This window comes from Cupriavidus sp. 05T313 (assembly GCF_056396665.1).
Window position 1 is genome coordinate 1 of the sequence record NZ_JBFTLX010000294.1, and the last position, 9,302, is coordinate 9,302.

The following is a 9,302-nucleotide window of genomic DNA, read 5'->3' on the forward strand; positions in this document are numbered from 1 at the left end:
ATGGTGGCCGCCCCGTCCTGTCCAAGCGCGCGGCTCAGCGCCGCGGGCTTCTCCACCAGATCCTGCAGGCTGTAGGCATCCAGCACCTCGAAATATGCCCGCAGCGCGGCGGCAAGCACGCCCCGCAAGCCGCACACGCGCGTGATCACGCAATGGTTGTCATCCCCCAGGAAGCACTCCACCAGGTGGAAATCCGACTCCATGGTGCGGATCACCTCGCCCACATTGATCTGCGCCGCCGGCCGGCCCAGCTCGATGCCGCCGGCGCGCCCGCGCACCGTGTGCAGGAAGCCGGCCTGGCCAAGCTTCTGCACAATCTTGATCAGGTGGTTCTTGGGAATGCCGAACGCATCCGCGATGCGCTGGATGGTCACAAGCTCGCCTGGGTGGACCGCGACATAGATCAGGGTCCGCAGACTGTAGTCGGTGTAGTCAGTCAGTCTCATGGCTTGGGTCCGGCTTGCGGCGGTGATGGTATGCGTGGCAGCCAGGATGGCTCTGCGGCAGGCGCAGCGCTGCTTTGCGCAACGCCGCCGCAGTCTAACATGGCCCCCGGATGCATCTTTCCGCACCGCCACAAACTTTATGTTGCATTACAAATGCATGTTTAATAAAATCCTTCCCAAGGCGTCGCAACCACATCGCACGCCGCCACCGCGGAATGCCGCGGCATTTTTTCGCTGTTTTGTTGCATCTATCGTACATCTTTGGAGGTTGTCGTGCTGTCTGAAACCGGCACTGGTAGCCGCGTGGGATGAAGCCTACTGGTTGCTGGCCGCCGAACTGATCGCCGCGGAAACGCGCCTCTACGAGCGCGCGCAGACCGGCCCGGACCACCGCCAGCCCGTGCGGATCGTTGCCCGCGAAGAACAAAGCGCCGACATCACCGCCTTCACGCTCGAAGCCGTCGGCGGCACCACGCTGGCAGATTTCCTGCCGGGCCAGTACATCTCGGTCGTGGTCGAACTGGCACCCGGCGCCTTCCAGCAACGTCAGTACAGCCTGTCGGACGCGCCCAACGGAAAGACCTGGCGCATCTCGGTAAAGCGCGACAGCGGCAACGGCGACACCCTGCCCGCCGGCGCCGTGTCCAACTGGCTCCATGACAACGCCCGCCCTGGCGACGTGCTGATGGTCAGCCAGCCCTTCGGCGACTTCGCGCCGCGCATTGAGCCGGCCACGCCCATCGTGCTGCTCTCCGCCGGCGTCGGTGTCACGCCCATGATCTCCGCGCTGAATGCCGTGGCGAAACGCAATCCTTCGCGCAAGGTGGTGTTCGGCCATGCGGCGCGCAAGGTCTCGCATGTGGCCCACCTGAAGGATGTCACGCACGCGGCGCGGAAACTGCCGAAGCCGCGCGGGGAGTGAAGGCTGAGCGGGTGCATCGGGAAGTGTTCGGGCCGGATTTGCTGGATGGCCTGGTGTAGTGGGTGTAGTGGCCGGCTGGCACTAACAATGGCCGGGCCCATCGGCGAATGCGACCAAAGCGTCCGCCCTGAAAAACCAGGATCGCCGGTCCGGCCGGCTTCTGCCGGCATTCAAGCTGGCAGCAAACGCCGGCCGCCAGACGCGCCCTGGCTCATGCGACGTACCGCAGGTGATGTACTGCCAATCTCTCGCAGACACCGATGAGCCACATGGATGATGCGGTACTCCGGGATCACACCAGGCGTCATTCCCTTGCCTGCCATGTGATCCCGCGGCAACGCGCATGTGCCGCATACCACCAAGCCCGGGCCACGGGCATTCCCTCCATGCCGACACCTGAGTAAGATCAGGGGGAATGCGCCGCCCGCCGCATGGCTGGCGCGCACACTGCATTGCCCTCACCCGCGTGATCTCCCGCCGCGGGCGACGGCATGGGAAAGAGCGAGTCCATGGCTTCAGGCAGCGCCTACCGGCAACTCTGGCACCTCACCTCCGAGGGTTGGGGCTACTGCGCGCTCGGCACCTTCAGCCACGATGGCCTGCCACCGGAATGGCGGTCCGTGCTGCCGATGCTGCCGCTGCGCGACCGCTATTCGGCCGTCAAGGCGGCACGCATGGTGCTGGTCACCATGCAGCTCCGGGGCGCGGCACCGGCTCGCGCAAAACTATCGGATCCGCAGCGGCCGTTGTATTACGTGTATCAGGCCTGGAGTACGCAGATGGTGGCGTGACCGGAATCTGCTCCTTTTGCCCCCGTCTTCGCCATGCACGCCCGTTAGCAAAAGAAAAAGCCCGCTTGAAGCGGGCTTTTCCCTTTTACCAGCGAGCCAGCGGCAAGCCGCTCAACCCACCCACTTCCGCGCGTTGCGGAACATGCGCATCCACGGGCTGCCGCCATCCGCCACCTGCTTCCAGGCATCCGGCGCCCAACTCATGGTGGCGGTGCGGAACACGCGCTCCGGGTGCGGCATCAGCACGGTGAAGCGGCCATCCGTGGTGGTCACCGAGGTAATGCCGTCCGGCGAGCCGTTCGGGTTCAGCGGATAGGTCTGGGTGGGTGCGCCGAGGTTGTCCACGAAACGCAGCGCCACCTGGGCCTGGCTCTTGTCGCCTTGCTGCGAGAAGTCGGCAAAGCCTTCGCCGTGCGCCACCACGATGGGGATGCGGCTGCCTTCCATGCCGGCGAAGAAGATCGACGGCGAGGACTGCACTTCCACGGTGACGTAGCGCGCTTCGTACTGTTCCGACTGATTACGCGTGAACTTGGGCCAGGCGCCCGCGCCCGGGATGATCGGGGCGAGGTTGCTCATCATCTGGCAGCCATTGCACACGCCCAGCGCGAACGTATCCTGGCGGTTGAAGAAGGCTGCAAACTGCTCGGCCATCTGCGCGTTGAACAGGATCGTCTTGGCCCAGCCTTCGCCAGCGCCCAGCACGTCGCCGTAGCTGAAGCCGCCGCAGGCCACGAAGCCGGAGAACTCGGCCAGGTTGGCGCGGCCCGCGATCAGGTCGCTCATATGCACGTCGTGCGTGTCGAAGCCCGCGCGGTCCATGCTGTAGGCCATCTCGATCTGCGAGTTGACGCCCTGCTCGCGCAGGATCGCCACGCGCGGACGCGCACCGGTTGCCACGAACGGCGCAGCAATGTCTTCCGCCGGATCGAAGGTCAGTACCGGCGAGATGCCGGGGTCCGCCGCGTCGAGCAGGCGGTCGTATTCGCTATCGGCGCAGGCGGGGTTGTCGCGCAGGCGCGCGATGCGCCAGCTGACTTCGCTCCAGGTGCGCTGCAGTTCGCCGCGCGCGGCGCCGAACACCTTCTTGGCGTCGCGGTAGATCTCGATCTGGTCGGTGGTGTTGGGCTTGCCCACTACGTGGCTGCATGCCGACAGGCCAACCTCGCGCAGCACGGCGAACACGGCATCGCGCTCTTCCTGGCGTACCTGGATCACCGCGCCGAGTTCCTCCGAGAACAGCGCGCGCAGGGTCTGCTCGTCCCGGCGGCCGGAGATTTGCTGGGCCCAGTTCTTGGCGTCGCCGAAGTCCTGCTCCTGGACCGGGTCCAGCGCCAGCATGTCGACGTTGAGCGACAGGCCGCAATGGCCGGCAAAGGCCATTTCCGCCAGGGCAGCCAGGAAGCCGCCGTCGGAACGGTCGTGGTAGGCCAGCAGCTTGCCCTCGCGGTTCAGGCGCTGGATCACGTTGAAGAAGTTCTTCAGGTCTTCGGCGTTGTCCACGTCCGGCGCGGTGTCGCCTACCTGCTGCGTCACCTGGGCCAGGATGCTGCCGCCCAGGCGGTTCTTGCCGCGGCCGAGGTCGATGGCGATCAGCACGCTGTCGCCGGCATCGGTGCGCAGTTGCGGGGTCAGGGTCCGGTCGGTGTCGTCCACGGCGGCAAACGCCGAGATGATCAGCGAGACTGGCGCGACCACTTCCTTGTCGGCGCCGTTGTCCTGCCACTTGGTGCGCATGGACAGCGAATCCTTGCCCACCGGGATGCTGATGCCCAGCGCCGGGCACAGCTCCATGCCGACGGCGTGCACGGTGTCATACAGCTTGGCGTCCTCGCCTTCCACGCCGCAGGCCGCCATCCAGTTGGCCGACAGCTTCACCTTGCCCAGGTCCTTGACCGGCGCGGCGGCCAGGTTGGTCAGTGCCTCGCCGATGGCCATGCGGCCGGAGGCCGGAGCGTTGATCACGGCCAGCGGCGTGCGCTCGCCCATTGTCATGGCTTCGCCGGTGCGGCCCTTGTAATCGAGCGTGGTCACGGCCACGTCGGCCACCGGCACCTGCCAGGGGCCGACCATCTGGTCGCGCGCGTTCATGCCGCCCACGGTACGGTCGCCGATGGTGATCAGGAAGGACTTGCTGGCCACGGTGGGGTGGCGCAGCACGTCGCGCACGGCCTTGTCCAGCGCGATGCCGGTCACGTCCACCGGCGGCAGGCTTTGCTCCACATGCCTGACGTCGCGGTGCATGCGCGGCGGCTTGCCCAGCAGCACGTCCATCGGCATGTTCACGGCATGGTGTTCCTTGAGCGCGGCGTCGACATGGGCGTCGACCAGCTGCAGCTGCTTCTCCTCGGTGGCGATGCCCACCACCGCGAACGGCGAGCGCTCGCGCTGGCACATGGCCTGGAACAGCGGGAAGGATTCCGGCGCCACCGCCATCACATAGCGTTCCTGCGACTCGTTGCACCAGATCTCGGCCGGGCTCATGCCGGACTCTTCCAGGTGCACCTGGCGCAGGTCGAAACGCGCGCCGCGGCCGGCGCCGTCCACCAGTTCGGGGAAGGCATTGGAAATGCCGCCCGCGCCCACGTCATGGATCGACAGGATGGGGTTGTCGTCGCCGAGTTGCCAGCAGGCGTTGATCACTTCCTGCGCGCGCCGCTCCATCTCGGGGTTGCCGCGCTGGACCGAATCGAAGTCCAGGTCGGCGGTGTTGGTGCCGGTCGCCATCGAGCTGGCGGCGCTGCCGCCCATGCCGATGCGCATGCCCGGGCCGCCCAGCTGGATCAGCAGCGAGCCGGCGGGCAGGTCCTTCTTGTGCGTGTGGCCGGCGTCGATATTGCCGATGCCGCCGGCGATCATGATCGGCTTGTGATAGCCGCGCACGGTGCCGCCGACGTTTTGCTCGTAGACGCGGAAGTAGCCACCCAGGATGGCGCGGCCGAACTCGTTGTTGAACGCGGCGCCGCCMAGCGGGCCGTCGGTCATGATCTGCAGCGGCGAGGCGATGCGATCCGGCTTGCCGGTCACGCCGGGCTTGTCGGCGGGGTTGCGGTGCGCCACCGGCTGGGCCGCGTCGCGCGCGTTTTCCCAGCCTTCGACGGCATCGGGCAGCATCAGGTTGGAAACCGTGAAACCGGTCAGGCCCGCCTTGGGCTTGCCGCCACGTCCGGTGGCGCCCTCGTCACGGATCTCGCCGCCGGCACCGGTGGAGGCGCCGGGGAACGGCGAGATGGCGGTCGGGTGGTTGTGCGTCTCCACCTTCATCAGCGTGTGGGTCAGCGCCTCATGGCGGCCGTACTTGTGCCCGGTGCCGCGCGGGAACCAGCGCTCGGCCACGTCGCCTTCCATCACCGCGGAGTTGTCCGAGTACGCCACGATCGACCCTTGCGGGTTGAGCTGGTGGGTATTGCGGATCATGGCGAACAGGGATTTATCCTGCTGCACGCCGTCGATGGTCCAGGTGGCGTTGAAGATCTTGTGGCGGCAGTGCTCGCTGTTGGCCTGCGCGAACATCATCAGCTCGACGTCGGTCGGGTTGCGCTCCAGCCTGGCGTAGGCGTCCACCAGGTAATCGATCTCGTCTTCCGACAGCGCCAGGCCCATCTCGGTATTGGCCTGCGCCAGCGCGGCGCGGCCACCGGAGATATCGATGAAGCGCAGCGGCTTGGCGGGCAGTTCCTGGAACAGGCCGGCGGCGTCCTCGCGCGAGGCCACCACGGATTCGGTCATGCGATCGAACAGGTGGGCGGCCACGGCGGCACGGGTGCCGGCGTCCAGCGACTTGCGCCCGCGCAGCAGGCCCTTCTTGCACACCACGGTGATCTCGATGCCACGCTCGATGCGGTGGACGTGCTCGAAGCCGCAGTTATGCGCAATATCGGTGGCCTTGCTGGCCCACGGCGAAATCGTGCCGAAACGCGGGATCACCACGAAACGGTCGCCTTCGGTCTGTGCCTCGAAAGGCGCACCGTAGGTCAGCAGCGCGCCGATGCGGGCGCTGTCGTCCTGGGACAGCGGCACGTCGGTGTCGACGAAATGCAGGAACTGGCCGTGCACCGACTCGATGTCGGCGTCGATCTGCTTGAGGGCGGTGAGCAGGCGTTGCTGGCGGAAGGCGGAAAGCGCCAATGCACCGGGGAAGCACGAGAAATGCGCCATGGTCTGAGCGGTCGGGAGGGCAGGAGGTAGGGGCTGCTACCGGCCGGCGCCGCTGGTTGGGGCGCCGTGCTGGCGGGAAACCGGCATTATACCTTGTCGAAGGGGGTTTCCCGCGATGCAGCACGGGCAGCTTGATGGACAAAGGCACGGGTGCCGCGGACGAGCCTCGCAGCCATCACGCGGAAGGCGCCCCGCCCGGCACAGCATGCCGCAAGCGGCACTTCAATCCGTCTGCCGCAGCCGGCACCCCTGCGCCGGCGAAGCGCCGGTGTCACCGCCGGCGCTGCTTTACGGGCGTGGCCGGCTCAGCGGTCGGGCCACGGCGCCGCATCCACCACCGGGAAGCTGCCGCTGAACTGGTCCAGCAGGCCCATGAAGCGCGGCAGCAGCGATACGGCGCCGCTCAGCGAGAGGCGGCCTTCGGCCATGGCCTCGGCAACGGTCCAGCGCCGCGTCAACAGCCCGTCGAGCGTGTCGCGGGTGGTTTCGATGACCACGTCCGCCGAGGACGCCGCCTCCACCTGCAGGCTGCTCAGCGCGCAGTTGGACAAGGTGCTCACCCACTGCTCGCCGCTCTCGGTGAAATGCCAGCCGAGCTGGCACGCCATGCCTTCGGCACGCTGGCCATGGATGCGCACCGCCAGCGCGTCGAACAACAGTTCGTTGCTCATGGCGTGCATCAGGGCGTTGGCCGGCGGCCCCTGCGGATTGGCCTGGGGCGGGCCTTCGCGATCACGTGGACTTCGTGTTCCGCCTCGATCGACAGCGTCGGCGCGATCAGCGTGGAGCGTCCCAACGGCAAGGTCTTGCCCAGCCCCGCATCCACCTGCGCCGCCGGCCCCTTGGCCAGCGTATGGCCAAACTGGAACTGCGCGCGGCGCGCCATTGCCACGCCGCCGATCACGTTCTCGGCAATGGCGTGGTGCATGAAGCCGGATGGCGCTATCACCTGCACCCGTCCGGCGCGCACGTCGGCTTCGTCCACCAGTCCCGCCACCCCGCCGAAGTGGTCGGCATGGCTGTGGCTGTAGATCACGGTGTGCAGCGTGCGATTGCCGCGATGCTGCCGGTACAGCGCAAGCGCCGCGGCGGCAGTCTCCGGGCAGGTCAGCGCGTCCAGCGCGATCACGCCGGTGTCGCCTTCGATAAAGGTGATGTTGGCGATATCGAATCCCCGCACCTGGAAGATACGCGGCGTGACCTGGAACAGCCCGTGGATACGGTTCAGCCGCGCCTGCCGCCACAGGCTCGGGTTGACGGTATCCGGCGCCTGCCCGGCATCGAGGAAACCGTACGCCTCCAGGTTCCACACGCCGTGGCCGTTGGCGCGCGCGACCCTGGCATCGGGGATGGTGCCGAGAAAGYCGCGCTGCGCGTCCTCCCAGTCCTGTTCGTCGTGCTCCGGCAGTTCGCGCGCCAGCAGGCGATGAAAGTCAGCCGTGGCCGCGTGGGCACAGCCTGGATTGTCCGTCATGGGGTCTCCGTGTTGGTTAATGCGGGTTACTGCCAGCGCAGCACCAGCGCGCCGGGCAACTTCTCCATCAGCCGGTTCGTCATTCCCCCTCGGCCTTTACATTGAGATAGGCCGACAGCGCCGCCAGCAACTCCACCTGCAGCGCAGGCGCGTCCAGCTTCAAGGGCCCGGGGTCGGTCAGCACCGCGTTGATCAGGACGCCATATGGGAGCGCGCCAGCGGCCAGGAGGGCGAGGTCTCGCGGGCCGCGGGCGGCATGCGGCGCGGCTCCAGCACGGCGGCGGCGTACAAGCCACGGTGCTTGCTGAAGTCTTGGCCGCGCTTTGTGTTCACGTTATCCGGAAATACCCTCGCAAGGCGGCAGTGCCTCAGGCGCGCGGCTGCCCGGCTGCCCGATGGATGGCCGCCCTGATCCGCGGATAGGTGCCGCAGCGGCAGACAATGCCGGACATGAACGCATCGATGTCGGCATCGCTGGGCTTCGGGATTTTTTTCAGCAGTGCGCTGGCAGCCATGAGCTGTGCGCTCTGGCAGTACCCGCACTGCACCACATCGAGATCGATCCAGGCAGCCTTCAAGGCTTGCGCCTGCGCGCCGCGCAAGCCTTCGATGGTGACGATCCTGGTCTTTTCCAGCGACGAGACCTTGCGCTGACAGGCGAAGCCCCGGTCGTCGTTCATCTGTACCGTGCAGGCGCCGCAAATGCCCACGCCGCAGCCATACTTGGTGCCGGTCAACCCCAGTTCGCAGCGCAGCACCCACAACAGCGGCGTGTCCGGATCGGACCGCACGGTCACCGCCTTGCCGTTGATGTTCAGGGATAACATGGTTCTCTCCCGCAGCTCATGCAAACTTCAAGGGCAATGCGCGCAGGCGCTGCCCGGTCAGCGCAAACAGGGCATTCGCCACCGCCGGCGCAATCGGCGGCGTGCCGGTTTCGCCCACGCCCCGCGGATGTTCCTGGCTCGGCATGATGTCGGTTTCGATCGCCGGGCAGTCGTTGATGTGGATGACAGGAAATTCCTTGAAATTCCGCTGGTGCACCTGGCCATGGTCGATCGTGATTTCTTCGTACAGCGCGGCCGACAGGCCAAAAATGATCGCACTTTCCAGTTGCTGCCGGATCAGGTTCGGGTTCACCGCCGTACCGCAATCGATCACGCAGACCACCCGGTGCACACGCACCCGCTTGTCCGGCGCCAGCGATACCTCCGCCACCTGCGCGACGATGCTGCCGTAGGCCTCGTGCAGCGCCACCCCGCGCGCGCGCGCGGCGCCGTCGGTAGCCTGCCCTGGCGCCCGCCCCCAGCCGGCCAGTTCCGCGGCGCGCTGCAACACGGCCATGTGGCGCGGGTGCTTTGCCAACAGGCCGGCGCGGAACGCCACGGGATCCTTGCCAGCCGCCGCCGCCAGCTCATCGATGAAGCTCTCGGTAAAAAAGGCCTGGTGCGAATGGCCGACCGAGCGCCAGAAGCCCACCGGCACCGGCAGGTCGACAATCACATGGCCGA

The 9,302-nt window shown here is 67.0% G+C and carries 8 protein-coding genes and 1 pseudogene; 2 read left to right on the forward strand and 7 right to left on the reverse strand.

Annotated elements, in window-relative coordinates; genetic code table 11:
• Positions 1-446, reverse strand: a 446-nt coding sequence (locus AC1DKD_RS36330) for an RrF2 family transcriptional regulator (protein ID WP_477144369.1), incomplete at its 3' end; no start/stop codon positions are given.
• A gap of 286 nt (positions 447-732) precedes the next feature.
• On the opposite strand from AC1DKD_RS36330, the pseudogene AC1DKD_RS36335 reads away from it, so the two are divergent.
• Positions 733-1,427, forward strand: a pseudogene (locus AC1DKD_RS36335) (FAD-binding oxidoreductase); the annotation flags it as partial.
• 450 nt (positions 1,428-1,877) lie between these two features.
• Positions 1,878-2,159 carry a hypothetical protein gene (locus AC1DKD_RS36340; RefSeq protein WP_477111197.1) on the forward strand — a complete coding sequence of 94 codons (282 nt, stop codon included), beginning with the start codon at positions 1,878-1,880 and terminating at the stop codon, positions 2,157-2,159.
• 111 nt (positions 2,160-2,270) lie between these two features.
• Here AC1DKD_RS36340 and purL read toward each other — a convergent pair whose 3' ends face one another.
• The 6 genes from purL to AC1DKD_RS36370 all read right to left on the reverse strand — a co-directional run.
• Positions 2,271-6,317, reverse strand: coding sequence for a phosphoribosylformylglycinamidine synthase (gene purL, locus AC1DKD_RS36345; RefSeq protein ID WP_441634082.1), 4,047 nt, complete (start codon positions 6,315-6,317; stop codon positions 2,271-2,273).
• 305 nt (positions 6,318-6,622) lie between these two features.
• Complete coding sequence (locus AC1DKD_RS36350) at positions 6,623-6,988, reverse strand: alkyl sulfatase C-terminal domain-containing protein (protein ID WP_441634084.1); 366 nt, start codon at positions 6,986-6,988, stop codon at positions 6,623-6,625.
• Between the two features lie 8 nt (positions 6,989-6,996).
• Positions 6,997-7,791, reverse strand: a complete 795-nt coding sequence (locus tag AC1DKD_RS36355; protein WP_477144370.1) for an MBL fold metallo-hydrolase — start codon at positions 7,789-7,791, stop codon at positions 6,997-6,999.
• A 192-nt stretch (positions 7,792-7,983) separates the two neighbouring features.
• On the reverse strand, positions 7,984-8,124 hold the full coding sequence (locus AC1DKD_RS36360) for a hypothetical protein (RefSeq protein ID WP_441634088.1): 141 nt from the start codon (positions 8,122-8,124) through the stop codon (positions 7,984-7,986).
• A 35-nt stretch (positions 8,125-8,159) separates the two neighbouring features.
• On the reverse strand, positions 8,160-8,618 hold the full coding sequence (locus AC1DKD_RS36365) for a (2Fe-2S)-binding protein (protein ID WP_441634090.1): 459 nt from the start codon (positions 8,616-8,618) through the stop codon (positions 8,160-8,162).
• A gap of 16 nt (positions 8,619-8,634) precedes the next feature.
• Positions 8,635-9,302: molybdopterin cofactor-binding domain-containing protein (locus AC1DKD_RS36370; protein ID WP_477144371.1), on the reverse strand; the 668-nt coding region annotated here is incomplete at its 5' end.

What these genes read in the sequence shown, in the direction of transcription:
- AC1DKD_RS36340 (WP_477111197.1), top strand. Translation starts at nt 1,878, where the DNA reads ATGGCTTCAGGCAGCGCCTACCGGCAACTCTGGCACCTCACCTCCGAG.
- AC1DKD_RS36350 (WP_441634084.1), bottom strand. Translation starts at nt 6,988, where the DNA reads ATGAGCAACGAACTGTTGTTCGACGCGCTGGCGGTGCGCATCCATGGC.
- AC1DKD_RS36365 (WP_441634090.1), bottom strand. Translation starts at nt 8,618, where the DNA reads ATGTTATCCCTGAACATCAACGGCAAGGCGGTGACCGTGCGGTCCGAT.